Annotated in this window: 24 protein-coding genes; 8 read left to right on the forward strand and 16 right to left on the reverse strand. The window is 69.4% G+C overall.

Annotation, left to right across the window (positions count from 1 at the left end):
* Nucleotides 1-34 precede the first annotated feature (34 nt).
* On the reverse strand, nucleotides 35-904 hold the full coding sequence (locus VH571_RS13305; RefSeq protein ID WP_423264984.1) for an oxidoreductase: 870 nt from the start codon (nucleotides 902-904) through the stop codon (nucleotides 35-37).
* A 102-nt stretch (nucleotides 905-1,006) separates the two neighbouring features.
* On the opposite strand from VH571_RS13305, the gene VH571_RS13310 reads away from it, so the two are divergent.
* Nucleotides 1,007-1,894: a helix-turn-helix domain-containing protein gene (locus VH571_RS13310; RefSeq protein ID WP_423264985.1), complete on the forward strand. Its 888-nt coding sequence runs from the start codon at nucleotides 1,007-1,009 to the stop codon at nucleotides 1,892-1,894.
* Nucleotides 1,895-2,499: 605 nt separating this feature from the next.
* On the opposite strand, the gene VH571_RS13315 is transcribed toward VH571_RS13310, so the two are convergent.
* From VH571_RS13315 to VH571_RS13365, 11 genes are all read right to left on the reverse strand, one after another.
* The gene (locus tag VH571_RS13315; protein ID WP_423264986.1) at nucleotides 2,500-2,997 is read right to left on the reverse strand and encodes a hypothetical protein; all 498 of its coding nucleotides are present in this window, start codon (nucleotides 2,995-2,997) and stop codon (nucleotides 2,500-2,502) included.
* Between the two features lie 206 nt (nucleotides 2,998-3,203).
* Nucleotides 3,204-5,054 carry an alpha-amylase family protein gene (locus tag VH571_RS13320; protein ID WP_423264987.1) on the reverse strand — a complete coding sequence of 617 codons (1,851 nt, stop codon included), beginning with the start codon at nucleotides 5,052-5,054 and terminating at the stop codon, nucleotides 3,204-3,206.
* 31 nt (nucleotides 5,055-5,085) lie between these two features.
* Complete coding sequence (locus VH571_RS13325) at nucleotides 5,086-6,030, reverse strand: carbohydrate ABC transporter permease (protein ID WP_084816076.1); 945 nt, start codon at nucleotides 6,028-6,030, stop codon at nucleotides 5,086-5,088.
* The gene (locus VH571_RS13330; protein WP_055961380.1) at nucleotides 6,027-7,016 is read right to left on the reverse strand and encodes a carbohydrate ABC transporter permease; all 990 of its coding nucleotides are present in this window, start codon (nucleotides 7,014-7,016) and stop codon (nucleotides 6,027-6,029) included. Before VH571_RS13330 ends, VH571_RS13325 begins: the two co-directional genes overlap by 4 nt.
* A 102-nt stretch (nucleotides 7,017-7,118) precedes the next feature.
* Nucleotides 7,119-8,444, reverse strand: coding sequence for an ABC transporter substrate-binding protein (locus VH571_RS13335; protein WP_423264988.1), 1,326 nt, complete (start codon nucleotides 8,442-8,444; stop codon nucleotides 7,119-7,121).
* 98 nt (nucleotides 8,445-8,542) lie between these two features.
* The gene (locus tag VH571_RS13340) at nucleotides 8,543-9,571 is read right to left on the reverse strand and encodes a LacI family DNA-binding transcriptional regulator (protein ID WP_423264989.1); all 1,029 of its coding nucleotides are present in this window, start codon (nucleotides 9,569-9,571) and stop codon (nucleotides 8,543-8,545) included.
* A gap of 182 nt (nucleotides 9,572-9,753) precedes the next feature.
* Complete coding sequence (locus VH571_RS13345; RefSeq protein WP_423264990.1) at nucleotides 9,754-10,413, reverse strand: response regulator; 660 nt, start codon at nucleotides 10,411-10,413, stop codon at nucleotides 9,754-9,756.
* Between the two features lie 4 nt (nucleotides 10,414-10,417).
* Entirely contained in the window at nucleotides 10,418-12,016 is a 1,599-nt protein-coding gene (locus VH571_RS13350; protein WP_423264991.1) for a sensor histidine kinase, read from the reverse strand.
* On the reverse strand, nucleotides 12,013-12,696 hold the full coding sequence (locus VH571_RS13355; protein WP_423264992.1) for a DedA family protein: 684 nt from the start codon (nucleotides 12,694-12,696) through the stop codon (nucleotides 12,013-12,015). The genes VH571_RS13350 and VH571_RS13355 overlap by 4 nt, the downstream gene beginning before the upstream one ends.
* A gap of 426 nt (nucleotides 12,697-13,122) precedes the next feature.
* Nucleotides 13,123-14,499: an MFS transporter gene (locus VH571_RS13360; RefSeq protein ID WP_423264993.1), complete on the reverse strand. Its 1,377-nt coding sequence runs from the start codon at nucleotides 14,497-14,499 to the stop codon at nucleotides 13,123-13,125.
* 251 nt (nucleotides 14,500-14,750) lie between these two features.
* Nucleotides 14,751-14,963, reverse strand: a complete 213-nt coding sequence (locus VH571_RS13365) for an Rv0909 family putative TA system antitoxin (protein WP_123940552.1) — start codon at nucleotides 14,961-14,963, stop codon at nucleotides 14,751-14,753.
* A gap of 127 nt (nucleotides 14,964-15,090) precedes the next feature.
* Between VH571_RS13365 and VH571_RS13370 the strand changes: the two genes are divergently transcribed.
* Nucleotides 15,091-16,194: a calcium:proton antiporter gene (locus tag VH571_RS13370; protein WP_123940550.1), complete on the forward strand. Its 1,104-nt coding sequence runs from the start codon at nucleotides 15,091-15,093 to the stop codon at nucleotides 16,192-16,194.
* Between the two features lie 99 nt (nucleotides 16,195-16,293).
* Here VH571_RS13370 and VH571_RS13375 read toward each other — a convergent pair whose 3' ends face one another.
* Together VH571_RS13375 and VH571_RS13380 are read right to left on the reverse strand one after the other, a co-directional pair.
* Complete coding sequence (locus tag VH571_RS13375; RefSeq protein ID WP_423264994.1) at nucleotides 16,294-17,034, reverse strand: aspartate/glutamate racemase family protein; 741 nt, start codon at nucleotides 17,032-17,034, stop codon at nucleotides 16,294-16,296.
* The gene (locus VH571_RS13380) at nucleotides 17,034-18,704 is read right to left on the reverse strand and encodes an NCS1 family nucleobase:cation symporter-1 (RefSeq protein ID WP_423264995.1); all 1,671 of its coding nucleotides are present in this window, start codon (nucleotides 18,702-18,704) and stop codon (nucleotides 17,034-17,036) included. The genes VH571_RS13375 and VH571_RS13380 overlap by 1 nt, the downstream gene beginning before the upstream one ends.
* A gap of 190 nt (nucleotides 18,705-18,894) precedes the next feature.
* On the opposite strand from VH571_RS13380, the gene VH571_RS13385 reads away from it, so the two are divergent.
* Together VH571_RS13385 and VH571_RS13390 are read left to right on the forward strand one after the other, a co-directional pair.
* Nucleotides 18,895-19,503, forward strand: coding sequence for a helix-turn-helix domain-containing protein (locus VH571_RS13385; RefSeq protein WP_423264996.1), 609 nt, complete (start codon nucleotides 18,895-18,897; stop codon nucleotides 19,501-19,503).
* A gap of 45 nt (nucleotides 19,504-19,548) precedes the next feature.
* The gene (locus tag VH571_RS13390) at nucleotides 19,549-20,553 is read left to right on the forward strand and encodes a ketopantoate reductase family protein (RefSeq protein WP_423264997.1); all 1,005 of its coding nucleotides are present in this window, start codon (nucleotides 19,549-19,551) and stop codon (nucleotides 20,551-20,553) included.
* 325 nt (nucleotides 20,554-20,878) lie between these two features.
* Here the strand turns inward: VH571_RS13390 and VH571_RS13395 are convergent, their stop codons facing one another.
* Both VH571_RS13395 and VH571_RS13400 read right to left on the reverse strand, forming a co-directional pair.
* The gene (locus VH571_RS13395; RefSeq protein WP_423264998.1) at nucleotides 20,879-21,670 is read right to left on the reverse strand and encodes an oxygenase MpaB family protein; all 792 of its coding nucleotides are present in this window, start codon (nucleotides 21,668-21,670) and stop codon (nucleotides 20,879-20,881) included.
* A 16-nt stretch (nucleotides 21,671-21,686) separates the two neighbouring features.
* Nucleotides 21,687-22,652 (reverse strand): glycoside hydrolase family 6 protein, encoded by a 966-nt coding sequence (locus VH571_RS13400; protein ID WP_423264999.1) that lies wholly within the window; start codon nucleotides 22,650-22,652, stop codon nucleotides 21,687-21,689.
* Nucleotides 22,653-23,115: 463 nt separating this feature from the next.
* Between VH571_RS13400 and VH571_RS13405 the strand changes: the two genes are divergently transcribed.
* The 4 genes from VH571_RS13405 (at nucleotide 23,116) to VH571_RS13420 (ending at nucleotide 26,747) form a co-directional block, all read left to right on the forward strand.
* A complete protein-coding gene (locus tag VH571_RS13405) occupies nucleotides 23,116-24,201 on the forward strand; it encodes a hypothetical protein (RefSeq protein WP_423265000.1) in 1,086 nt (361 codons plus the stop codon).
* Entirely contained in the window at nucleotides 24,198-25,457 is a 1,260-nt protein-coding gene (locus VH571_RS13410; protein ID WP_055961418.1) for a chloride channel protein, read from the forward strand. Before VH571_RS13405 ends, VH571_RS13410 begins: the two co-directional genes overlap by 4 nt.
* Nucleotides 25,458-25,575: 118 nt before the next feature.
* Complete coding sequence (locus VH571_RS13415) at nucleotides 25,576-26,001, forward strand: DUF4383 domain-containing protein (protein ID WP_423265001.1); 426 nt, start codon at nucleotides 25,576-25,578, stop codon at nucleotides 25,999-26,001.
* Nucleotides 26,002-26,081: 80 nt separating this feature from the next.
* Nucleotides 26,082-26,747 carry a heme oxygenase (biliverdin-producing) gene (locus VH571_RS13420; protein WP_123940534.1) on the forward strand — a complete coding sequence of 222 codons (666 nt, stop codon included), beginning with the start codon at nucleotides 26,082-26,084 and terminating at the stop codon, nucleotides 26,745-26,747.
* Nucleotides 26,748-26,774: the final 27 nt, after the last annotated feature.

Raw genomic sequence — 26,774 nt, forward strand, 5'->3', positions numbered from 1 at the left:
CGCCGCCCCGCCTGCGATGACGAGGGCGCCGGTGTCAGGCGCCGATCGCATCCAAGCGCGCGACGACATCGGCCGACAGCTCGAGGCCGGCGCCGGCCACGTTCTCGCGGAGGTGCGCGCGCGACGAGGTACCCGGAATTAGCAGCAGGTTAGGCGACCGCTGAAGAAGCCAGGCGAGGGCCACGGACATCGGGGTGGTGTCGAGTTCGGCCGCGACGGATCCTAGAGTTTCTGACTGGAGCGGAGTGAAGCCGCCCAGCGGGAAGTACGGCACATACGACACGCCCTGCGCCGCGAGCGAGTCGATCAGCGCGTCGTCTCGGCGGTTGGCGATGTTGTACAGGTTCTGCACGGTCACGATGGGCGCGATGGACTGGGCCTCGGCGATCTGCTCGGCGTTGACGGTGCTGAGCCCGAGATGCTTGATGAGCCCCTCTTTCTGCAGGGCGACGAGCGCCTCGAACTCGGTCGCGATCGAGCCCGGCTCGGGGGCGTCGAACCCGCCCATACGCAGGTTCACCACGTCGAGCGCCTCCACGCCGAGACGACCAAGGTTGTCGTGCACCTGCTTCGTCAGCGACTCGGGAGTGGTCGACGGGATCCAGTTGCCCTCGTCATCGCGCTGCGAACCGACCTTCGTGATGATGCGGAGGTCGCTCGCATAGGGGTGCAGCGCCTCCTTGATCAGCTCGTTCGTGACGAAGGGGCCGTAGAAATCGGCGGTGTCGATGTGCGTTATGCCGAGCTCGACGACCTCGCGCAGCACGGCGAGCGCCTCGTCGCGGTCGGCAGGCGGGCCGAAGACGTGGGGGCCGGCGAGTTGCATGGCGCCGTATCCGACGCGGGTGAGCTGGAGGTCGGGCGCGGCCGAGAAGACGCCGCCGGGGAGAGTCGTGTTGGTCATGCATCCATCGTGCGCCTGGTGGAGCGCGGACGGCAGTGCCCCGGCGTTCCTGGGTCTGGCAGGGCCAGGCACGATCGGGGCGCGCGGGGTTAGCGTTGCCCCATGAGCGAGTCGACGGAGCTGGGGGAGTTCCTCCGCGCACGCCGCGAACTCGTGCAGCCGAGCGACGTGGGCCTGCGGGTCGGGGGCATCCGCCGCGTCACCGGACTCCGCCGCGAAGAGGTCGCGATGCTCGCCGGAATCAGCGCCGACTACTACCTCCGCCTCGAGCAGGGCCGGGACCGCAACCCCTCGGTGCAGGTGCTGACCGCGCTCGCCGGGGTCTTCCAGCTCGACGACGAGGCGACCGAGCATCTGGTCCGGCTCGGTCAGCCGGCTTCCGCTCGCACCGCGAAGCCCAGGATCCGACGCGAAGTCGCCCCCGAATCCATCCGCCAGCTGCTCGGAGTGCTCGGCCTGCCGGCCTTCGTCGAGAGCCGCGCCCTCGACGTGCTCGCCACGAACGACCTGGCGACCGCCCTCAACCCCAGTCTCGCCGTCGGCCGCAACCGGCTGCGCGACGTGTTTCTCGACCGCGATGAGCGCGCTCTCTACCCCGATTGGTCGCGCCTCCTCCCTGGCATCGTCGCCAATTTCCGGGCGGCGATCGGCACGGACACCGACGACCCGCGCGTCGTGCAGCTCGTCGGTGAGCTGTCGCTCGCCAGCGACGAGTTCCGCCGCCTGTGGGCCCGGCACGATGTGCGCGCGGGCCAGGGCGGCATCACGCAGTACCGACACCCTCAGGTCGGCGACCTGACGCTGCGTCGCGAGAAGCTCGCGATCCGCGGGGCCGACGGGCAACTCCTGGTCATCTTGCACGCGGCCGACGACGCCGACTCGGCCGGGCTCCTGCGGCTGCTCGGGACGCTGAGCGTGGGGGTCGGGGCGGCGCCTGAGGTTGGCGCTGCGGTGGCCGACGCTGACCGGCCGGGCCGGGTCGGCGGCTGACGGCTGACGCTGCCGTTGCCGTTGCCGTTGCCGTTGCCGTCGGGAATTCAGGCCATAGGCAACAGGTCCCCTGCGCCGAGCCCCGCTACGCCACATCTCGCGTCTCTAGCCTGAATTGCCGAACGCTGCCGCGCAGCCCGAGCCCGCCCGAGCCCCGCCCGGCCGCTCGCGGGTGCGGCAATTCAGGCCACAAGCAGCCCGGCCTCGTAAAACCAACGGCGCTCAGCCCAGCCATACGTCTCTGGCCTGAATTGCCGAACGCTGCCGCGCCGCCCGAGCCCCGCCCGGCCCACGGCCGACCCAACCCGCGGCCCGGCCACCGGCTCTCGCGGGTGCGGCAATTCAGGCCACAAGCAACCCAGCCCCACTAAACCAACGGCGCTCAGCCCAGCCGCACGTCTCAAGCCTGAATTGCCGAACGCGACCGCGCCGCCCGCCGCGGCCGGCCCAACCCGCGGACCGGCCACCGGCTCACGCGGGTGCGGCAATTCAGGCCATAAGCGGCACAGCCCCGCGAAACCTGCAGCGCCCCGGCCAGGCTGACGCCTATGGCCTGAATTGTCGTCGCGGGCACCGGGGCCAACGCCGCGTGGGGCTACCGACACTCACCCGACGTCGACGACGACCCGACCGGCCTTGATCGCGACCGAGAGTGGCTGCACGCCGACGGGGCTCGTCAGTGTGACCGTCGAGGTGAGCATCTCGGCGCGTGGCAGGCAGGTCGACACACCGCGCGACGAGTCGTAGGCGGCGACGAGGCACAGGTGATCGGCGTCGATGCCCTGGCCGACCCAGACACGCCAGCGGAGAACGGCTGATCCCGCGCGCGGCTGACCGTCGAAGAGGAGGCGGTAGGAGTCGCCCGGGTAGGCCGAGCCCGAGCCCGACTGGTATCCCAGCGGCAGGTCGGACGGCTGCTGCGGGCGAGCGAGCGCGCGTCCGAGGTCGGAGTCGGCTTCGGCGCGGCTCAGCGCGGTGGCAGATCTGGTGGCGGCGCTGTGCTGAGCGAGCTGGATACCGGCGGCGAGTCCGCCTGCGACGAGCAGCACTGCGATGCCGGCGAGGAGGGCGATTCGCCGACGCGAGGTCCGTGGGCGCGGCACTGGGCCGACAGAGCGAGACACCACCGAAGCAGGGGAGGAAGGGGAAGGCGGGGAAGAAGGAGGGGAAGGCGGCGAAGAGGGGCGCGAAGCCGCCGCATCCCAGGCCTGCAACCGCGCGAGCGCCAGGCGGGCCTGCTCGGGCGAGGCGTCCGGTGAGTAGGCGGCGCGCTGGAGCTCGGCTCGAGGATCCGACGCGCCGACCACCGCTACACCTGGAGCCAGACGAACCGCTGCGGACCGAGCACCAGCGGCTGCCGCAGGTCGAACGTCTCGCCCGACATCGCGTCGACGGCCGAAGCGGGCATCCCCGACAGGGTCAGTGCCGAGACGGTCGCAGCGTCGTCCCCGAAGTTCGCGAGAACGAGCACAGACGCAGAAGAAAGAACACCCCCGGGCCGCACGAACCCCAGCACCCGCGAGTCATGCGTCTCGAACGGCACGAGCGCCCCGCCGGCCATCGCGGGCAGCTCCGCCCTCACCGCGAGGAGCCGCCGCACCCCGGCGTAGAGGCGGCCGGAAGCGCTCGCGAGATCGTGCCGTTCCGCGTACCGCGCCCCGGGGTAGGGAGGTCGGCCCGACCATCGGCTGTCAGCGGCTTTTCCGGGATCCTCGAGGTAGCTCGAATCGCTCGTCTGCCCGACCTCGTCGCCGAGGTACAGCAGCGGGATTCCGCCGGTCGACAGCACGATCGACTGCGACAGAAGGATCCGCCGGATCGCCCCCTCGGGGTCGACCTCGATGCCGGCCAGTGACGCCGTCGCCCCCGACACCCGGCTGTCGCCGGTCTTCGGGTTGGTCTGAAACGGGGTGCCGTGCGCGAAGCTGCCCTCGAACCGTCCGACGTAGAAGCGGTTCAAGAACTGCCGGTGCGCGTCGGGGTCGATGCCGAGCTGGCGCGCGTCTTCGTCGGCGAAGGTCCAGCCGATGTCGTCGTGGCTGCGGAGGTAGTTGACCCACGCGGTGCCCGGAGGCAGGGCGTGCCGGTGGGCGAGCGCCTGGGCGAGGAGGCCGACGTCGCGGGTGGCGAGGGTGCTCCAAAGCAGCGCCATCTGCAGCGGGTTGTAGCTGAGCTGGCACTCGTCGGGGCTGATGTAGTCGACGACGTCGTCGGGGTGCACGATCGCCTCCGAGAGGAACAGCACCCCGGGTGCGACCATGCGCACCACCGCGTTGAACGCCTGCAGCAGCAGGTGCGCCTCGGGGAGGTTCTCGCTCGAGGTGCCGAGTCGCTTCCAGATGAAGGCCACCGCGTCCATGCGCAGGATCTCGACGCCGAGATTCGCGAGAAAGAGCATCTCGCGCGCCATGGCCCGGAAGACGCGGGGGTTCGAGTAGTTGAGGTCGAGCTGGAACGAGTGGAACGTCGCCCACGCCCACCGATCGCCCTGCACCGGCACGAAACTGCCCGGGTGGTTGTCGGGAAAGATCTCGCGCGTGGTGCGCTCGAACGCGTCGGGCATTTCGCGGTCGGGGTAGATCCAGTAGTAGTCCTCGTACTCGGGGTCGCCCTCGAGCGCCCGTTGCGCCCACTCGTGCTCGTCGGAGGTGTGGTTGAAGACGAAGTCGAGTGCCAGCGAGATGCCTGCTTCGCGCAGCTTCGTCGCCAGGTCGCGGAGCTGCTCGATCGAGCCGAGCGCGGGCCTCGTGGCCCGGTAGCTCGACACGGCATACCCGCCGTCGGAGTTCGGCTCGGGCGCGTCGTACACCGGCATCAGGTGCAGCACCGTCAGCCCGAGCTCCTCGAAGTACGGGATGCGCTCGATGAGATCGGCGAAGGTTCCGGCGTAGAGGTCGACGTAGCAGACGCCGGCCAGGATCCTGGTCGATTCGAACCAGCGCGGGTCACGCTGGCGGTGCTCGTCGAGCTCCTTCAGCTCGTCAGGCCGCGAGTACCAGGCCTCGCGCACGTCGCCCAGCAGCCCATCGAGGGTCTCCGCGAGCCGCGGGTCGCCTCCGTAGAGACGCCCGAGCAGCTCGCGGAGCCGGAGCTCCTCGACCTCGACTCGCTCTGTGAACCCCTGTCGCTGGGTGGCGGCCACGTCGCTGTGGATCGTCATCGGAAGCCCAGGATCCGCGCCCGGCCGGCCTCTACTTCACCGATCCGGCGGTCAGGCCCCGCACGAAGAACCGTTGCAGCGACAGGAACACGACGAGGGGTACGAGCAGCACGATGAAGGCGCCGGCCGCGACGAGGTTCCAGCCCTGGTTGTACTGGCCGAGGAGGCCGAGGAGTCCTTGCTGGAGCACTGGCGAACCGTTGCCCAGGAAGATGTAGGCGACGAGGAAGTCGTTCCACACCCAGAGGAACTGGAAGATCGCGAACGAGGCGAGCGCCGGGATCGACATCGGCATGACGAGGCGCCAGAAGATCTGGAAGTGGGAGGCGCCGTCCACGCGAGCGGCCTCGATGAGCGCGTTCGGCAGCGTCGACATGTAGTTGCGCAGGATGAAGATGCACAAGGGCAGTGCGAAGGCGGAGTGGACGATCCAGGCCGCCGGGTAGGTGCCCGTGATCTGGATGCCCGTCGCCTGGGTGATCGCCTTGTAGGTCTGCAGCACAGGGATCAGCGCGATCTGCACCGGCACCACGAGGAGGCCGACGATCACGGCGAAGTAAAGCTCTTTGCCGCGGAACTCCAAGAAGGTGAAGGCGTAGGCGGCGAAGGCGGCGAACATGATTGGGAGGACGGTCGCCGGGATCGCGACGGCGAGGCTGTTCAAGAACTCGCCGCCGAGGCTCTGGCCCGTTCCCGCGCCGGCGCCGTTGAAGGCGTTGACGTAGTTGTCGAAGGTCCAGGCCGAGGTGAACGGCTTGAGGAGCGCACTCCACCAGCCGGTCGTCTGGGCGTCGGTGGTGCTGCGGAAGCTCGTCACGAAAAGGCCGATGGCGGGGACCATCCAGAGCACGGCGACGAGACCCAGGATGATGGTAAGCGTGGGGCGCTTCTTGGGGGCGGACGTCTTGGTCATCCGCGCGGCGCGGGTGCCCGTCTTGGTCTTCTGGGTAACGACGGTGGGGACGATCTCGGTCATCGGAGGACCTCCTGCTGACGGTAGGTGCGGACCTGGTAGATGATGACCGGGATGACCGCGATGATGAGGATGACGACGACGGCCGACGCCTTCCCCGGGTTGTTGAACGAGAAGAACTGGTTGTAGAACTCCATGCCCAGCACGTTCGTGTTGAACTGGCCGCTCGTCATCGCGAAGACGATGTCGAAGAGCTTCATGACCGTGATCAGCACCGTGATGAAGACCGCGACGATCGTGGCGCGGATCTGCGGAGCGACCACCCGGAAGAACGCCTGGCGCTCATTGGCGCCGTCGATGCGGGCAGCCTCGATGGTCTCCTCGGGCACGCCCTTGATGGCGGCCGAGAGCAGCACCATCGCGTAGCCGGCGTTGAGCCAGATCACGACGACCATGAGCAGCAGGCTGTTGACGTGGGCGGTGTCGTTCTGGAGCCACGCCACCGGGTCGGCCTTGGTGAGGCCCGTCCAGATGCCGTTCAGCAGACCGACGACGGGCTGACCCGGTGCCGTGTAGTAGTAGACGAACTGCCAGATCGACGAGGCGGCGATCGCGCTGATGGCCATCGGCAGGAAGATGATCGACTTGAACGTCTTCTCGCGCTTCGGGCCCATGCGGTCGGCGAGGGTCGCGACGCCGAGACCGATGACGACCGTGATCGCGGGAACGACGATGATCCAGAGCAGGTTGTTGATGAGCGTCTGGATGAACGACGGCGTCGTGAAGAGCGCGACGTAGTTCGACAGTCCGCCGAACGACTGCAAGCCGTACTGGTCGGTCTTCAGAAGGCTCTGATAGACGGTGAGACCCGTCGGAACGAGCAGGAAGACGATGATGAGGAGCAGGACCGGCCCGAGGAACACATAGGGCAGGAGCCTCGCGTTCCACCTCGTGTTCGTCTTGGCGACGATGAAGTTGAGCCCCAGATAGATGAGGAACGAGACGGCGAGACCGCCGACGACGGATATGAAGACGCTGAGGATCTGCACGGGTGACCACCTGACGACGTTGTGAGGGTGCGGGAGAGTGCGGGGGTGAAGGACGGCCGGCGATCGCTGTAGGGATGCGATCACCGGCCGTCCGCTGGTGGATCAGCTAGTGGCGGGCCACGAGGCGTCGATCGCCTTCAGAGCGTCGTCGAGGCTCTCCTGACCGGCAGTCCACTGGGTGAGATTCGTCCATTCGGTTCCGGCGCCGACAGCACCGGGCATCTGGTCGGACGCGTCGAAGCCGAAGACCTTGGAGTCGGCGACAGCCTTCTGGGCGACGGTCTGGAAGGGGCTGTCGTACGACGCGGTCGGGAAGTCGTTGTGCGCCGAGAGGTAGGCCGACCAGTCTTTCGCGTAGCCGTTCGTGCCGAACTCCTTGCCGACGAGGTAATTGGCGACCTTCTTGATCTGGGGCGTGTTCTTGAAAGCCGACACGAGGTCGCCGCCGCCGAGGGTTCCGGAGGTGGCGGCGTCAGACGGGGTGGGCAGCGTGAACGCGTTGACGTTCGAGGTGTCACCCTTGGCGATCTCGGCCTGGATGACCTTCGGGAAGAAGCCGGTGATGAAGGTTCCCTGACGCATCATGAAGCACTGGCCCTTGCCCTTGCCGCCGGAGACGAACAGGTTGTTGCCCGCTGCGCCGAAGTCGGTCGAGGCCATGGCCTTGCCGCCGCCGTTGACCGCGCCGTCGGCGAAGATCATCGACTCGACCTTGGTCGCGGCCTTCTTGACCAGCGGCGAGTCGAACTTCACCTTGTGCGTGATCCAGTCGTTGTACTGGGTCAGTCCGCCGTAGCGGAGCACGTACTCTTCGAGCCAGTCGGTCATCGGCCAGCCGTTGGAGCCCTGCGACGCGATGCCGACGCACCACGGGTAGCCGGCGCCGCTCGAGATGATCTTGGCCTGCAGCGCCTGCAGTTCGGCGTCGGTGGTGGGCACCTTGTAGCCGGCCTTCTTGAAGGCGGAGGGGTTGTACCAGACCAGCGACTTCACGTTGATCGAGTAGGGCAGACCGTAGGTCTTGCCGTTGACCTTCGCGATGTCGGGGAGGCCCTGTGCTTCGTCGGCCGTGACGCTCTTGACGTCGACGAGGTCGTCGAGGGGGACCATGCTGTTGCTGATGAGCGACTTGAGCACACCGGGCTGCGGGAAGATCGCCAGGTCGGGAGCCTGTCCGCCCTTGACCTGCGTCACGATGCCGGTCTGGAAGCTGTTGCTGCCGCTGTACTTGACCGTGATGCCCTGGGTCTTGCCCCATTTGGTCAGGTCGGCCTGGAAGGCGGTGGCCTGGGCACCGGTGAAGGCGCCCGAGATGGTGACCGTGTTGCTGCCGGCCGAGCTGCCGCCGCCGCCGGAGCAGCCGCTGAGAGCGAGAGCCGCCGCCGCCGAGAGGGCGACCGCTGACAGGATTTTCTTCTGAAGCCTCATTGCTTCGACCTTTCGTCAATGAAAGTGGTGCAGAACCAAAACGATTTCGCTGGCGGCGACGCTACGCCCCCAACACACTTTTCACCAGTCCCGATACGTCACGAAAAGGTAACAGCAGGAGCCGCCACTGATCCGCGCTCCACCAAACGACCGGGAAGACGCTCGACCGAGGCCTCCGGGGGTGCATCCTGCTGGAACTGACGCACCGAGAGCTCGACGGCGCGACGCCCCATCGCGGCGTGCGGCAGAGCCACCGTCGTGAGCCCGGGGCGCAGGGCGGCCGCGACGATGCGGAGGTCGTCGACGCCGACGATCGAGACGTCGTGGGGAATGGTGATTCCCGGTACCAGCACGACCTCTTGGTAGACCCCCATCGCCATCTCGTCATTGAAGGCGAACACGGCGGTCGCCCGGTCGGGGCCCCGCCTGGCCTGGGCGATCGCGAACGCCCCCGCAGCGGCATCGGCCGGCCCGGGAACGCGCACGATCTCGCACTCGAGCCCCTCGGCCTCCATCACCTGCCGGTAGCCCTCCTCCCGACCACCGACAGCCGGGACGTCCTCCTCGACGGTGAGGTGCAGGATCCTGCGGTGCCCCGCTTCGACCAGATGCCGCGTCGCCAACACGCCGATCCCCACCTCGTCGGGCACCACGGTCGGGCTGGTCGTGCCCGGGTCGTAGGCGTCGACCAGCACCGTCCGCGCCGGATCGAACCGCTTCGGCAGAGTCACGATGCGGTGCGACGACGACGCGAAGATGAGCCCGTCGACCTGCTGGGCGAGAAGAGCATCGATCTGCGCGTCTTCGACCGTGTCGCGGTTGACATTGATGATCATCAGCATGAGGCCGAGCTCGGCGGCGGCCTCCTGGGCACCGACCAGGATCAGGCCGGCGTACGGCGTCGTCGCGATCTCCTCGCTGACGAAGCCAATCAGATTCGTGCGGCTCGATCGGAGCGCGCTCGCGATCCGGTTCGGGGCGTAGCCGAGCTCGGCGGCGATCCGCTGCACCCGGATGCGCGTCTTGTCGCTCACCTTGCCGCGGCCGTTCAGAGCGTGCGACACGGTTGTGACAGAGACCCCGGCGGCCTCGGCGACGGACCGGATCCCGAGCTTCTCCTGCCTCATCGCACTGCCTCCCATGGCTGATCCCCACCTTCGACGGGCCTTCGCGAGGTGGCGGCGAGCGGCGAACGGTCGAAGTTCGGGGGTGTGTGCACATGAAGATACGCCATCGGGGGTGCGGGAAGGCGCGCACCGCCTCCGGGCCGGCTGCCGAGCGGCGGCTGCCGGATCCTTGGCCCCCGGCCTTAGCTCGTCTTCTGCAACCAGGCGAGAACGGCAAGAACCCGCCGGTGCGCAGTGCCCGAATCGTCGAGCCCGAGCTTCTGGAAGATCGCCGTCGTGTGCTTCTCGACCGAGGCGACCGCGAGGTGAAGACCCGTGGCGATGCCCTGATTGGTGCGGCCCTCCGCCATGAGCGAGAGCACCTCGATCTCGCGGGGAGTGAGCCGCGACAGCGGATCGTGCCGGCGTGCCAGCAGGTCGCGGACGATCTGCTCGTCGATCACGGTGCCTCCGCCGACGATGCGTTCGACGGCGTCTTGCAGCTCGTCGAGCGACGAGACGCGATCCTTCAAGAGATAGCCGACACCGGAGGCGCCGGTGTCGAGCAGGTCGGCGGCGTACTCGGCCTCGGCGTACTGGCTCAGCAGCAGCACGCCGACCGCGGGATGCGAAGCCTTGATCGCGACACCGGCGCGCACCCCCTCGTCGCGGAACGTCGGCGGCATCCGGATGTCGAGCACGGCGAGATCGGGGCGCACCTCGTCGAGACCCGCCATCAGCGAGTCGGCGTCGCCGTACGTGCCGACGACGTCGAACCCGGCCTCCTGGAAGAGGCGCGCGACGCCCTCGCGGAGCAGGACGGAGTCGTCGGCGAGAACGACGCGGACGGCGGAGGGGCTCATCCGATCAGCGTACGGGCGGGCGGGGTGCGGGCGGGGTCGAGCCGGTCGGGGCTGAGCCGGCGGGAGCCGAGCCGGCAAGGGCCGAGCCGGCGGGAGCTGCGCCTGCAAGAGCCGAGCCGGCAAGCGGCAGGGCCGCGGTGATGCGCGTGGGGCCGCCCGCCGGGCTGTCGACGGCGAGCGATCCGCGGAGACCGGTCAGCCTCGCGGCCAGCCCGCTGAGCCCATGACCGAGCGTCTCGATCGCCCCGCCCCGACCATTGTCGATCACCTCGACGACGAGCGTGCGCCGGCGCCGGGGCAGCAGCGCGCCGGTCACCTCGGTGCGAATGGCCACCGAAGCCGCCGTCGCCCCGGAGTGCTTGGCCACGTTCGAGAGCAACTCCGACACCACGAAGTAGACGCTGCGTTCGATCGGCCCCACCGACGCCTCGTCGTCCGGCACGTCGAGCGCCGTCGTGGTCGGCACCGGGTTGCGCGACGCGAGCGAGCGAACCGCCGAGACGAGGCCGCGATCCTGCAGCAGCGGCGGGGCCATCCCCCTCGACAGGTCACGGAGCTCCTGCAGCGTGTCTTTGGTGAGCGCGAGCGCCCCCTCGAGCAGCGGCCGCACCGTCTCGTCGTCGTCCTTCAAGGCGCGCAGCGAACTCGACAGGTCGTACTGCACCCGCAACAGGCTCTGCTGCGGCCCGTCGTGGATGTCGCGTTCGAGCCGGCGCAGAGCGTCGTCTTCGGCGAGGAGGGCCGACACCCGAGACACCTCGCTGTCGGCAATTTCGCGCCGCAGCACCGCCGAGCTGCTCTCGCCGAGCAGCAGCCGGGCCGCCCCCTCGTGGATGCGCACCAGACCGTGAACGAGAAGCGGCAGAACGACGAGTAGGATCCCGCCCATCGCCGCATAGAAGATGCTCTCGCCGGCGAGAAGCCCCTCCCGGGTGCTCTCCGGCAGATACCCTGGGATCACCCGGAGCACCGTCACATGCACCCACGTCTCACCGGGCTCGGCCGGCAGATAGCGACCCCAGAACCAGTACGTCACGCCGCCGACCGAGAGGGCGAGCCAGACGACCGCGACGATCCACGTCACGAGCCCGAGCACGAACGCGACGAGCAGGCCGTGCACCCACGCGCCCCAGGTGCGGGCATCCGCGACGATGTCGACGAAGCGCCGCCACAGCGAGCCGCGAGCCCGTCGCACCGGCCAGTCGGGCGCCTCGATGGGAGGCCGGCCGGCCCGCCTCAGGCGGAGCAGCTCGAAGGATCCGAATCGCCGCGCGAGCAGGAGCGTCGCGGCCAGAATCGGAAACCCGACCCAGATGATCGCCGTCGAGACCCCGGCCACGAACCCGGTCAGCAGCACCACGAAGCTCACGATGCCGACGGGCAGCGACACCAGCAGGTAGCCGAGGGCGCGCGGCAGGTCGCGCCACCGGCGGAGGTATCGCCGGAGGGGGCCCGCGGGGCGCTGGGGGTCGGTCACGCTGCCATTCTCGCGGGTGGCGGTGCGGTTACCGCCGCCGCTGCTTGTGCGCTTGCCACTGCCGGGGCGGGCCGTGGTGGCATCGGCGGCCGCGCCCGTGCCGGTGTCGGCCAGGGCCGCGGTCACAGGGTTCCGCCGTGGCTGGGCTCGAGAGCGATCGGGGCTGGTCGCACGGCGCTCGCTCGCGGCACCTGCCGAGCTCGACGCGCCTCGGTCGCCCGTGCGACGCGACGCGAGACAGCGTCGACCACGAAGCCGATACCCAGCGCCGCCACGGCCGCGACCGCCGCACCGAGGAGGGGCTGCTCGTGCAGCCACGCACCGGCGAGGATCCCGATGCCGATCGAGTACCCGGCCCAGAGGACGCCCGAGATCGCGCTCAGCACCATGAACCGGCGCCGCGAGAAGCCACTCGACCCCGCCAGCACGTTGACCGCCACCCGCCCGATCGGCACGAACCGGGCGGTGAGGATCGTCGACGCGGAACGCTCCCGCAGAGTGACCCGCACCCGTGCCAGCAGCCGGGCCATACGAGGCCGGCGTGTGAACCCGAACCGATCGATGCCGAGACGCCGGCCGAGCCAGAACGCGATGTTGTCGCCGACGAACGATCCGGCCGCCGCGGCGAGGAGCACCAGCCACGGGTTCGGGGCACCGGTTGCGAAGCCGATCGACGCCAGCGCAACCACCAGGGTCTCGCTCGGAACCGGCGGGAAGAAGCCGTCGATGGCCACCAGCACGAAGAGGGCGAGCAGGATCAGCGGCGAGGCTGCTCCGGCGAGAAGAAGAGAGGTGAGGGCGTCCACGTCGGATCCGATCTGTTGGTTTTCACGACACCGACGACGCTACGGACGCCCCCGCGAGCGCACGACGGGGCTGACCGCCCGGTTCGAGTAGGGGTAGCCCTACCTCGGCGGGAGGTCGAGCGGCGGCGGCCGGATCCTTGGCCCCTCGGTGCAACTGGCCGAGAGTCGAACGCCGGCGTCCCCCGGGAGTCCCCCTCATGACCGACACCCGCCTTGGGGGCTGCGGGGGAGAGCTCACTTTGGTTGGATCAAACCAAGAGAACGCGGGTGGTGGGACACCCGGGATCTCGCAGTGGGCCGCGTGGCGCGGCTGAGCTCAAGACGTCGGAATTCGGGCCGACGTCGGGGCTCAGTCGCGCCGTACGCCTCGCCTCACGGGTGACCGACCTCGACCCACCTCGACGTCGACCGGATCGGCACCCTATTTCAGGCGGTTCGCCGAGGCACGGCCCGCCCGCTGACCGCGAGCCCCAGCACCGCCACGGCCGCTGCCACCGCGAAGCACGCCACGAACGCGGCCGGCTCACTCGACCCGCCGAGCAGCCCAAACACGGCGCCGTTCAGGCCGAGCACCACCGCGGCCCCCGCCGAGTCGGCGATCGTGAGGGCGCTGCTGTTGAAGCCCCGCTCGTCGTCGTGCGAATACCGCAGCACCAGCACCGAGAAGCGCGGATAGACGAAGCCCATGCCGAAGCCGGTGATCGTCCAGCCCACCACGATCACGGCCGGGGTGAGATGCCAGAGGGGTGTTGCAACCGCCGAAAGCACTCCGGCGACGATCAGCACCAGGCCGAGGCGGATCCCCGTCCGCTGCGACACCCGCTCGCCGAGCCTGCCGACCAACCAGCTCGCGAACGCCCAGCTCACGGCACCGAGGGTCAGCGTGATGCCCGACGCGGCCGGCGAGAAGCCGTACTGCGCGCTCAGCAGATACGGGATGAACACGTCGCCCCCGAGGAACGCCGCACCGGCCAGCCCCCGCAGCAGCACGAGCGTCGGCACCCCGGCGCGGGCCCCGAGCGTGCCCTTCGGCAGCAGCGGCCGCAGCGCCACGGCGAGCACCACGACCGCGGCGATCGTCACGAGGCCGGCCACCACGGGCGGCACCTCCGACAAGAGGTTGAGGCCGACGACGGCGACCGCCGCGGCAACGGACCACAGGATCCGGGAGACGCTCCACGCCACCGGCTCCCCCGCCGGCCCCACCACTCCCTTCAGGGTCGGCACCACCATGCAGAATGCGGGCACCGAGGCCAGCAACGCCCCGAGGAACACCCAGTGCCAGCCCACCGTCTCGGTGAGAGTGCCCGCGATCACCGGGCCGACCAGCCCCGGAATCACCCACGCCGCAGCGAACCCCGCGAACACCGACGCGTGCAGGCGCTCCGGAAAGACGCGCGACACGAGCACGTACAAGCCGACGATCACCGCGCCGGAGCCGAGCCCCTGCACGAGGCGACCCAGCAGCAGGACGAGCATGGTCGGCGCGAGCCCCACGACCAGCAGGCCGGCGCCGAAGAGCAGCGTGGACGTGATCACGACCCGGCGTGGGCCCGAGCGATCGGCCCAGTTGCCGGCGACGACCATGCCGACGAGGCTCGTCGCAAGCGGCGCCGCGAAGGCGAGGGAGTAAAGGCTCTCGCCGTTCAGCTCGCGGCTGACGGTCGGCATCACGGTGGTGACGGCAAGGGCCTCAAAGGCCGCGATACCGATCAGGGCGCACATGCCGAGGGTGGCCAGGAGGTACTGCCTACTGAAGACGCCGGGCTCGCGCGGGGGCGACTCGACGGCTTCTGTGCTCACGGGTTCAGCCTACGGCGGAGGTGGGGCGCTCGTTCGGTTCGGCAATTCAGGCCATAGCCGCACACCGCCGTGGAGCGCCCCGAGGCCGCAGGGCTCCGCCTCGGCGGGCTGCTTATGGCCTGAATTGCCGACACCCGCGCGCGGCCCGGGTTGCCGACAGGGCAGCGTGACCCGGGTTGCCGACACGGCTGCGCGGCCCGGGTTGCGGACGCGGTCGCGCGGCCCGCCCCGCCGCGCGGCCACAGAGAGCCCTACTGGTCGCCGACCTTCTTGTCGGCCTCGTCACGCGCCTTCTGGATCTTGTCGGTGTGCTTGCCGCCGGTGGCCTTGTCGGCCGCCCCTGCCACGGCGTCGAGCAGCTTGTCGCTGACCCCTTCGGCCTTCTCGTTCGTGAGCGCGCCCTTGACCTTGTCGTTGTTCAAGAACTGCTGCGCCTTCTTCGCGATGTCGTCGAATCCCGCCATGATGCCCTCCCGAGCGTTGCTCCGAGCGATCTGCCCGCAGTTTGTCGACACGGTAGACCACCCCGGCCGCCCGGGTCCTCCCAGCCGACCCTCAGTAAGCTGAGAGCCCGACCTGGAGGGGAGTTCCATGGCCGCCAAGCTCCGCACGTACGCACCCATCGCGATGCCCGTACTCGCACTGATCGCTGTCGTCGCGACGTACCACCGCTATCTGTCGACGGGGGTGGCGATTCTCGTCGGCGCGATCCTGATCGGCGCCGTGCTCTCGGCTGTGCACCACGCCGAGGTCGTCGCCCACCGCGTCGGCGAACCGCTGGGCTCGATTGTGCTCGCTGTCGCCGTGACCGTGATCGAGGTCGGCCTCATCATCACGCTGATGCTCGCGGGCGGCAGCGGCACCGAGACCCTCGCTCGCGACACCGCCTTCGCCGCCGTGATGATCACCTGCAACGGCATCGTGGGCCTCTCGCTCTTCCTCGGCTCACTGAAGCACGGTCTGCCGCGGTTCAACCGCGAGGGCACCGGCGCGGCGCTCAGCGTCGTGGCGACTCTCGCCGGCGCGGCCCTCGTGCTGCCCGCTTTCACCACCGGAGCCTCGGGCGGCCGGTTCACCGGCGTGCAGCTGGCGTTCGTCGCCGTCATTGCCCTGGCCCTGTGGCTCGCGTTCGTGTCGACGCAGACGGGCCGTCACCGCGACTTCTTCCTGCCGATCAAGCCACCGTCCGACGCCCGCCTCGATTCCACCGACTCGGGCGACCACGCCGACCCCCCGACGAACCGGGCCACGATCATCAGCCTCGTGCTCCTGGTCGTGTCGCTGCTCTCCGTCGTCCAGCTGGGCCATGCTGTGCAGCCGAACATCGAGTCGGGCCTCGCCGCCGCCGGAATCCCCAGCACCTTCGTCGGTGTCGTGATCGCGTTCATCGTGCTGCTGCCCGAGGGCATCGCCGCCTCGCGCGCCGCCCTCGGCAACCGCCTCCAGACGAGCCTGAACCTCGGCTACGGCTCGGCGATCGCGAGCATCGGCCTCACGATCCCGGCGATCGCCGTCGCGAGCATCTGGCTCGACGGCCCGCTCGTGCTCGGCCTCGGCCCGGTCCAGCTGGTGCTGCTAGCCCTGACTCTGCTCGTGAGCGTGCTCACCGTCGCCCCAGGCCGGTCGACCCGGCTGCAGGGAATCATCCACCTGATCATCCTGGCGGCGTTCGTCTTCCTGGCGATCAGCCCGTAGGCGGCGGGTTCTCGAAGACCCTAAGAGCGCAGGATCCGGCGGCCCCCACTGCGAGCCGCCGGATCCTGCGCTTCTGTCGTCGCTAGCCCGCGGCGCCTGCTACACCCGCGCCCCGAGCTCGAATTCGGCCAGCAAACCCGCCATCGGCTTGAGCGGCGGCGTGGCGTACTCGCCGCGCTTGCCGGTCGCGAGCCTGAGGCGCACCAGCGACTCGGCGAAGACGGTCGCGGCCGAGACCCCGTCGACCACCGGAGCGCCGATCTCGTCGGAGAGACGGTGGCAGAGGTCGGCCATTCCGGCGCAGCCGAGCACGACGGCGTCGGCCCCGAGCGCCAGCACCTCGCGGCACTCGGCGACGACCTTCCCGTACGCGTCGGAGGCGGGATCGTCGAGCTCGAGCACCGGGATCTCGCACGCGCGGACGGCGACGCACACGTCGGCGAACCCGTAGCGTTGCACGAGTTCGTGGGCGCGGCCGGTGGTGCGACCGAGGGTCGTGACGATGCCGAACGTGCGCCCTATCATCGCCGCGGCGTGTATCGCGGCCTCGGCGATGCCGAGCACGGGGCCCGACGCGATCTCGCGCGCCGCGTCCAGGCCCGGGTCGCCGAAGCACGCGACGACGAAGGCATCCACGCCGCCAGCCTCCCCCTCGCGCACCTGCTCGAGCAGGCCCGGCACGGCGAGCGACTCCTCGTAGTGGCTCTCGATCGACGCGGGGCCCATGCTCGGATTCACCGCCTCGACCAGGGTGGAGGGGCCGGCCACCTCGCGAGCGCACCGGCCGATCGACTCGGTCATGCTCGCGGTGGTGTTGGGGTTGACGACGCGAATCAGCATCAGATGGCCTCCTCCAGCGTGCCGTCGTTGACGGTCTCGTCGGTGGCCGAGAGCTCGGGCATCCGGGGCGAGAGCGTCTCGAAGAGCCAGAACAGGGCGAGGCCGAGAGCGCAGCCGATGAACCAGCCGTAGTTTCCGAGCCAAGTGAAGTCGGGGCCGCCGAGATCCTTGACGATGGTCGGCACGAGCGCCGCGGCGACCGAGATGCCTCCGGCGATGACCATGGTCCAGACGGCGTTGGGGTTGAAGCCGCGCTTGAACCAGTACCGGCCGGTTGGCTCCATCGAGAAGAGGTCGTCGACCGCCACGCGCTGCTTGCCGACGAGGTAGTAACCGGCAATGAGGAGGCCGAACAGCGGGCCGATGAGAGCGCCGAGCACACCGAGCGTGTACTGGATGGCCTGGGGGTTGCCGTACCAGTTCCACGGCGTGAGGAGCACGGAGCCGACGGCCGCGATCATGCCGCCCATGCGCCACGAGATCTTGCGTGGCGCCACGTTCGAGAAGTCGAACGCCGGCGAGATGAAGTTCGCGACGATGTTGATGCCGACCGTCGCGGTGACGAACGTGAGCCCACCGAGGAGGATCGCGAACGGGGCGCCGATCGCCTGCACCGTCTCGATCGGGTCGGTGATGAGCCGGCCGAAGACCGGCACGGTCGCCGACGCGCAGAGCACCGTAAGGATCGAGAAGAACAGGAAGTTGACCGGGAGCCCCAGGAAGTTGCCGCGCTTGACCGCTGTGAAGCTCTTGCCGTAGCGCGAGAAGTCGCCGAAGTTGAGCATCGGGCCCGAGAAGTAGCTGACCACGATCGCCACGGCCGAGATCATCACCGGGATCGCCGCGCTGAGAGACAAGGGCTCGCCGACCGACAGGTTCAGGCTGATGTTGCCCCAGCCGGCCTTCGCCACGAGGTAGATCGCCAGCGCGATCATGATCACGTAGACGGCGGGCCCGGCGAAGTCGATGAACTTGCGGATCGTCTCCATTCCGCGCCAGAACAGCGCCGCCTGGGCGACCCAGAGGATCGCGTACGAGATCCAGCCGAGAGCGTTCAGCCCGAGGAACGAATGGTCGAGGAGGGCCGCCGACGAGGGGATGAACTTCAAGAAGATGATGTTCAGCGACTGCGCGGCGAGGAACGTCTGCACGCCATACCAGGCCATTGCGATCAGCCCGCGGATGATGGCGGGGATGTTCGCCCCGAGCACGCCGAACACCGCACGGTTGATCACCGGGAACGGCACGCCGGTCTTCTGACTCGGCTTCGCCACGAGGTTCGTGAAGACCATGACGATGAGGATCCCGACGACCAGCGAGATCAGCACCTGCCAGCTCGCGATACCGAGGGCGAACAGGCTTCCGGCCGTGACGTATCCGCCGACCGAGTGGACGTCCGACATCCAGAAGGCGAAGAAGTTGTAGCCGCCCCAGGTCTGCTTGCGGAGGGGAGCCAGGTCTTCGTTGGTGAGGCGGGGGTCGTACTCGGGCTTGACGAGGCCGCTGCCTGCCGGGTGGCCGGCGGCTTCAACGACGTCGTGGGGGCCGGTGAGCGGGGGCTGCTGGCCCGGCTGCTGGCTTGCCTGCGTGCCCGGCTGGTGGTTTGCCTGCGCGTTCGCCTGCTCGCGCGGATCGGCGGACGTGGTGGGTGGAACGACGTTCGTTGCCAAAGCAACCTCCTGTGCGGCTGGTACCCTTCGAGGGCGGAAGAGACGTGCTGGTGATGCCGATGCTCGGCACCGGCAGGCGTTCATGCTCCTTCGAAAATGAACCTATTGCTTCACTTTTTCGCCCTCGTTTCACCTTTGTAACAAGCGTGTGACAGCAACTGCTTCACACCCTCTCGACCCAAGGGGGAGCATGACCGACGAGATGTCGTCCGTCGGCCAGCTCGATGCCGAGGCCCTCGGCGCACGGCTCCGGGTGCTGCGAAAGGGTGCAGGGCTGACCCTCCGGGAGCTCGCCGACGCCCTCGACATCTCGGCGAGCGCCGTCTCGCAGATCGAACGCGGCGTCAGACGACCGTCCGTGAGCCGGCTGCTCGCTATCGTGCAGGTTCTCGGCCGACCGCTGGCAGACGTGTTCGACCCAACCGGGGAGCCTGAGGCCGGGGCTGCGCCGTCGGATCCTTCGGGGTATGTGCTCGCCCGCTCGGGCGCCTCGAAACCGGTGACGCTCGGCACCGGCGTGGTGTTCCGTCGGCTGTCGCCCGCGACCACCACGGGCGTCGACTTCTTCGAGTCCACGTACCCGGCGGGGGGGGGCGCGACCGACCTCGACACGCTCATCACGCACGAGGGCTACGAAGTCGGCACGGTCACGGCCGGCGAGCTCACGATCGACTTCCCCGACGAGCGGGTGGTGCTGCGCGCGGGCGACTCGATCACGTTCCCGTGCGCGCTGCCCCACCGGATGGGCAACACCGGCACGGACGACGCTGTCGCCACCTGGCTGATCGTCCACTCGTAGCGGCCGTTTCTCGCCGGGCTCAGGCGCGGGTGGTTTCGTGGGGGTATGCGATACGTGATCATCGGTGCGGGTGCCATCGGCGGAGTCCTCGGCGCGCGGCTTGCGCAGCACGGGTCGCCCCACGAGCCCCTGCTCATCGCGAGAGGGGAGCACGGCGCGCTCATCGCGGCCGACGGGTTGCGGATCCGCTCGCCCGAGAGCGACATCGTCGTGCGAGTGCCGGTGGCGGCCTCGCCCGATGAGGTGCGCCTGGAGGCCGACGACGTGCTCGTGGTCGCAACCAAGACGCAGTCGCTCGACGAGGCACTGCGCGACTGGGTCGATCGGCCCGTCTACTCGGGCGACGCAGTGGCCGGAACCGCCGGCTCGTCACTGCCGCTGCTGGTCGCCCTCAACGGACTCGAAGGCGAACGCATCGCCTCCCGCTACTTCGATCGCGTCTTCGGGGTGTGCGTGTGGCTGCCGGGCGTGCACCTCGTGCCGGGAGAGGTGCTGGTCCGCATCGCGCCGTCGAGCGGCACCTTCATCATCGGGCGGTTCGGCGCAGTGGCATCCGACGCCGACCTCGACCTGCTGGCGACCCTCGAGACCGACTGGGAGGCGGCCGGCTTCCGCGTCTTCATCGACGACGAGGTCATGCGCTGGAAGCACCGCAAGCTCCTGTCGAACCTCGGCAACGCCGTCCAGGCGATTCTCGGTCCGTCCGATCCGTCGGCCGGCGCCATCCACGGCGCCCTCGAAGCCGAGGCCGTCGAGCTCTACCACTCGCTCGGCATCTCGTGGCCGTCGGACGCCGCAGAAGCCGAGCGGCGCGGCAACGCCTTCGACATCCGGCCGGTGCCGGGCGCACCCGAGGAGCTCGGCGGCTCATCGTGGCAGTCCGTCCAGCGCGGCGGATCCATCGAGACCGACTACCTGAACGGCGAAATCGCGCTGCTCGCGCGGCTGCACGGGCGTACAGCGCCGCTGAACGCCGAGGTGCAGCGGCTGGCGCGGGTGGGGCCCGAGGCCGCGGGCGAGTTGCGGCGGCTCTTCGCCGAGGTGGGCTGACCGGGCTGCTGGCTGGCTGCTCCGGCTGCTGCGGCCGCTCGCGCAGCTAATGTTCGCCCGCCCTGCTCCGGGCCGCTCGGGCTGCCTCGCTCCGCTCGGGATTGCTCCGCTCTGGGCCGCTCGGGTCTGCTCCGCTCCGCCGGTTCGGCAATTCAGGCTATAGGCGTCCCGGCCGGGATCACGCCGCGCCCCGTCCAGCCGCCCGCCCACCCGGCGCGGCTATGGCCTGATTTGCCGACGCGACCGAGCGCTCGAGCGGCGCGCACGGCGCCGGGCGCCAGGCACAGGGCCCCGGGCCCCGGGCGCCAGCCCGGCATGCCCTCCCCTAAGCCCCCGGCGACTCCTGCGCCGCAGCGACGATCCCCCGCAGCCGGCCGAGGTAGTACCGCTGAGGCCAGGTCCGCACCACGCTCGGCACCCTCGGATACACCACCCCCACACCACGCAAGAGCAGGTCGGCGCGGCGCTCACGCCGGACCGACCACGGCAACTCGAACTCGGCCCGCACCCTCGGCGGCAGAAGACCCGCGGTCACGAATCGCACCAGCGGCATCACCCGCCGCACCCACCACGGCGCCTCGCTGGCCCGCCAGAGCGCCTCGGCCTGCTCGCGCACCGTGCCATCGACCTCGAGCCGCGCGCAGGAGTCGTCCCAATAGCGCCGAAATGCCGCGCGACTCTCCGGCCACATACCCGGCGGTACGTCGAGCGCGGTGCCGAGCGCCGCATAGCGCTCGTAGAGGCGATCGGCCTCCGCCTCGGGCAGATGCCCCAGCACACGCGCATGCACCCGCATCGCCGTGTCGTACAGCGTCGCCGCAACCCACAACTGCGCCTCCGGATCGCGCGCGTCGTACTCCACACCCTCATCCGTCCCCTTCACCGGCGTGTGCATACGGCTGACGACCGCGGCGGCCGCCTCGCGGTCGGCCTCAGTACCCGCCATCACCGCATACACATACATGAGCGTGCCGTGCAGCCGCCCCATCGGATTGCGCGCGAAGTCGCTGTGCCGAGCGACACCGTGCCCGACATCGGGTCGCGCCAGCTGCAGCAGAATCGCGCGGCCCGCACCCAACAGGAGCACGGCCTCGCTCACAGGATCGATACGGACCATGGCCGCACGCTACCGCCTACTTCTTGAGCGTCACCAACGCGGTGGCGTACGACGCGAACCACTGGCCGGCCGCGGGGCCTCCGTTGCAGGTGCCGTCGCTGGATCCTGGGGTCTTGACCCAGAGAAGAGCATCAAGACTCGAGGATCCGGCGGTCACGTGCGGGTCCTGACCGAGACCCGCACCCGGCGCGTTGCACCACGTGCCCCTGTAGCCTCGGCCGTTGCGCGACACGTCGATGACGTAGTGCGAATCGCCCGTTAGCGCGCTGATCTGGTCGGCGTAGGCGCGCTCGCTCGTGACATCGACGTAGTTGGCGACGTTCGTGTAGAAGCCGCGCGCGGAGGCAATTCCGGCCTTGGTCAGCAGGCCCGCCATGACGCTCGGAGCCAGCCACCGCGAGTTGCCGCCGTCGAGGTACGCCGGCACGCCGTTCGCCGCGAACTGCTCCGCCGCCGACTTGAGCTGGGCGAAGCGCTCCTCGCCGACCGTGGCACACGTCGTGGCGTGCCCGAGCGAATCGGGCTCGATCAGCACGACGGCGTGGTGGCCCTTCAGAGTCGTGGCGATGGTGGTGTTCCAATCGGCGTAGGCGCTCGGTGAGAGGCCTCCGGCGGAGTAGCCGCCGCAGTCGCGCCCCGGAATCGCGTAGGTGACGAAGACGGCCGTCTTGCCTGCCGCATCGGCCGCCCGTGCATTCTTAAGGACGTATGCGGCCAATTTGTCGCCGGTGTACCAGTCGCCCAGCCAGATGGCGACGGGACGCCGGGCGATGTAGGCGGCCGATGCGGCGTCGGCCGAGTTGCCCGCCGCTCGGAGCTCGGCGGCACGCTTCGCGGCCACGCTGTCGACCTGGTTGTAGAGGCCTCCGGCGAAGACGACGGTGTTCGGCGCGGTCTGGATGCTGGTGGCTGCGTTCGCCGGGGTGGCAGCGGCCACGGCGAGAAGCGCGAGTGCGATGAGAGCGGCGATCAGGCGTGGCATGGGGATCCGAATCGTGTGGGGGGGCAGGTCGGTGAGCTCACCTCAGCACTATGCGAGGGGGCCCGGTAGCCGCACTTCGGGGGACCTCGTGCCGTGGGCCTTGGCCCTGCCACGCCCCCTCGCCCCTCGCGGCCCCTCGTCTCGTCGGCCCCGCGACACACCGCCCCCGCCACCGCCCCGCGGCGCCTCGCGCCTCGCGTCCGTTGTCAGCCCCGCGGGACCTTGCCCTCACCCCCGTCGTCGGCAAATCAGGCCACATGCGGCGTGCCGCTCTCACACCCCCGCAGGTCTGGGCCCGCCTCCGCAGCGGCGCGCATATGGCCTGACTTGCCAACGGGCCACCCAGCCGGGGCCGCGTCGGGGCGGCCTCATCCTCGCCTCCCCAGGGCCCTTCCTCGACGCCGTTCTCCCCAGATCAACGTCACCGCGGCACAGAAGGACGCCGTTCCCACACCGTGGATGCATGACTTCCATCTCCGGGCTCGTCCACTTGCACGGCGGCCTCCTGCACAAACGTCAACTCGTCGAGAAGGGCGCTCACGATCGGCATCTCACCTGGGCCGTCCGTAAGGGTGAGGTGCGACGGCCGAGGCGCGGCTGGTACTCGACCTGGCCCCCTCACGACCCGAGATTCATCGCGGTGCAGGTCGGTGGTCGCCTGACCGGTGCATCCGCTCTTCAATCGTGGGGCGCCTGGCTGTGGCAGGAGCCCCGCATTACGGTGTCGGTGCCGAAGAACGCGAGTCGCCTGCGTCGGGCGAGTCGGGTTCGGGTCGTGTGGGATCCCCCCGAGGTCGCCGAGCGAGGCACCAATCACTCCGTGGGGCTGCGGGATGCCCTGCGTGAGGCCCTTCTCGAGCTGCCCTTCGAGGAGGCAGTCGCCGTTCTCGACTGGGCGTTGTACACCGAGCAACTCGGCATGGGCGAGATTCCTGCGCTGGTCGAGGGGCTCCCGCGAGACGTGCAGGGAATCGTCGACTGGGTCGACGAGAAGTGCCAGAGCATCATCGAGAGCATCAGCCGGACTAGGTTTCGCCGAGCCGGCCACGACGTCGAAACCCAGGTGCCCGTCGACCGGAACAAGGCCATCGACATCGTGGTCGACGGCGTCGTCGGCCTCGAATTGGATGGCCGGGCGTTCCACCAGGACTCGTTCGAGAAGGATCGCTGCAAAGATCTCGAGATCATCATCGAGGGGCGGGCGGCCATCCGCGCCAGCTACCGGATGGTCCGCCACGGATGGGAGCGCGTGCTGCTCGCCGTCGAGACAGCGACCTCGAACCACCGCGAGAGTGGTGCTCGCGTCGGCGTCGGCAATTCAGGCCCGGGGCCGCGGCCGCCTCGCAGAGGCCCGCGCCTCTGGGCCCGGCCTTGCCGGAGGCGCCCCAAGCCTGAATTCCCGCCGGGCGCAGGTGCAGGTGCAGGCGCCGGCGCGGGCGCGGGCGCGGGTGCAGGTGCGGGCGCCGGCGCGGGTGCTGGCACAGGCACCAGCCGCCGCGGCCGCTCGCGGCGGAGCGCACCCTCGCGCATCGCTACCATCGTCAGGTGACCTCCCCCTCGCGCTGGCTGCTCCGCCTGGCCCTCGTCACCGTCCTTGTCGGCATCGGCAGCGGCCTGAGCGGCATGGTCGTCAGCTGGCTGCTGCATCTACTGGAGCACGTGACCTACGGCTTCGGCGAGGGCTCGTTCCTCGACGAACTGCCCACGCCCAGCAGCGAGCTCAAGGTGTTCGCGCTCTTCCTCGCGGGCACGATCGGCGGTTTCGGCTGGTGGGCCCTCCGCAAGTGGGGCACGAAGGTGGTCAGCGTCGAAGACGCCGTGCAGGGCAAGCGGATGCCCCTGTGGTCGAGCCTCGGCAACATCGCCCTGCAGATCGTCATCGTCGGATTGGGTGCGAGCATCGGTCGCGAGGTGGCGCCGCGCGAGCTCGCCGCCCTGGTGGCGCAGTGGATCACGCGCAAGACGGGCGTGACGGCCCGCGAAGCGAAGATCCTGGTGGCGTGCGGCGCGGGCGCGGGACTCGCCGCGGTCTACGACGTGCCATTGGGCGGGGCCGTCTTCGCCGTCGAGATCCTCCTCGCCGAGCTCAGCATCGCGACCGTCCTCCCCGCGATCGCGACGTCGGCCATCGCGGCGCTGGTCGCTCGCCTGGTCACGAGTCCGGCGCCGCTCTATACCGTTCCGCCTCTCGAGCTCAGCCCGAGCCTCATCGTCTGGTCGATCATCGCGGGCCCGGTGGTGGGATTCGCCGCCCTGGGTTTCGTCGTCCTGGCGAAGTGGGCCGGAGCCATCCGCCCGAAGAACTGGCTGATCCTCATCGTCATGCCCGTCATCTTCACCCTGGTCGGCGTGCTCTCGATCTGGTTCCCCGAGATCCTCGGTAACGGTCGGGCTCTCGGCCAGCTGGGCTTCACCGGCACGGCTCCGCTGCTGCTGATCCTGCTGGTCGTCGCGCTCAAGTTCATCTCGACCATCAGCACGATCGGCGCGGGCGCGGCCGGCGGCACTCTCACGCCGTCGCTGGCTCTCGGCGCGGGTCTCGGCGCCGGGCTGGGTGGCTTCTGGCTGCTGCTCTGGCCGGGTTCGAGCATCTCGGCTTTCGCCTTCGTCGCGGCAGCCGCCTTCCTGGCCGGGTCGATGCGCGCTCCTCTGACCGCTCTTGTTCTGGTCGTCGAGTTCACCGGTCAGGGCCAGGCGATTCTGGTGCCGGCCTTACTGGCAATCGCAGGATCCGTCATGGTCGGCTACATGACAACCCGTCGCCGTGAGTGGGCCAAGACCCCGCGCGGCGAGGGCGTCGCTTGACGCCGGCCCGAGGCGCCGTGGCACGCCGACCCAAGGCGTCGCCTGACGCCGACCCGAGGCGTCGCCTGACGCCGACCCCGCCAAGTAGGCTTTCCCCACACCGCTTTCTGGAGGACCAATGATCCACTCGCCCAACCGCCTGCTCAGCACGATCTTCGGTATCGTCCTCCTGCTGGTCGGGCTGTTCGGATTCTTCCTGGCGACGCCGTACCCGTTCGCTACGGCGGAGGGCGGCGTTCTGATCGGCCTCTTCGCCGCGAACGGCTTCCTCAGCCTGATCCACGTGCTCCTCGGGGCAATCCTTCTCCTCGCGGGTCTCGGCGGGGTCCGTCCGGCAAAGGTCTTCAACATCCTGTTCGGCCTCGGCCTGGTCGTCTTCGCGTTGGTCGGCTTCGGCATCGCTCACACGGGTGCCAACATCTTCGCCCTGAACACCCCGACGATCCTGCTCCACCTGGTCGTCGGCCTCGCCCTTCTCGCCGCGGGTCTTGGTGCCGACAAGGTGATTCTGCGGGCCCCGTCCGCCGCCGTCGCAAAGGCCTGAAACGCTCGGCTCGGAGGTCTGGTGCCGCACGCCCGCTCGGGCTAAGGTTAGGGTCACCTAACCCCGACCGAGGAGGGCCCATGTCGACCATCCCGTTCTCCCAGGCGCTGCGCGATCGTGGCACGCGCCCCGTGTCCGGGGTGGGAGCGTCCGGCCCCGGGGCCTCCGAGCGCTTCATGTCCGATCTGCTCACCGGCCGCCGTACCCGCGATGACTACATCGCGATGGTCGCTCAGAACTTCTTCGTCTACGGCGCCCTCGAGCGCGCGGCGGAGGCCAGGCGTTCCGATCCGGTCGCGGCGATGTTCATGTCGCCGGCGCTGACCCGGTTGCCGGCGATCCGCGAAGACCTTCGCTTTCTGCTCGGTGAGGGCTGGCAGAGCGAGATCGCGCCCATGCCGACGACTCTCCGGTACGTCGACCGAATCGAGCGGGTTGCGGCGGTGAGCACCGGCGGTTTCGTCGCCCACCACTACACCCGTTATCTCGGCGATCTGTCGGGCTGCGCGATCATCCGCTCGATCATGCAGCGACAGTTCGGCTTCGACACGAACGGCATCGGCTTCTACGTCTTCGCCGACATCGCCAAGCCGAAGGAGTTCAAGTCGACCTACCGCCGCCAGCTCGACAATGTCGGATGGTCGGCCAACGAGCAGCAGCTCGTCATCGACGAGGCGCAGACCGCTCACGACCTGACCGAGAGTCTCTTCGCCGAGCTCGACGGTCGGGCTGTCCGCGCCGCCTGAAGCCCCGGCCTGCAAGCACCGCACGGC

The sequence above is a fragment of the Frondihabitans sp. 4ASC-45 genome, from assembly GCF_049472575.1.
Classification (GTDB): domain Bacteria; phylum Actinomycetota; class Actinomycetes; order Actinomycetales; family Microbacteriaceae; genus Frondihabitans.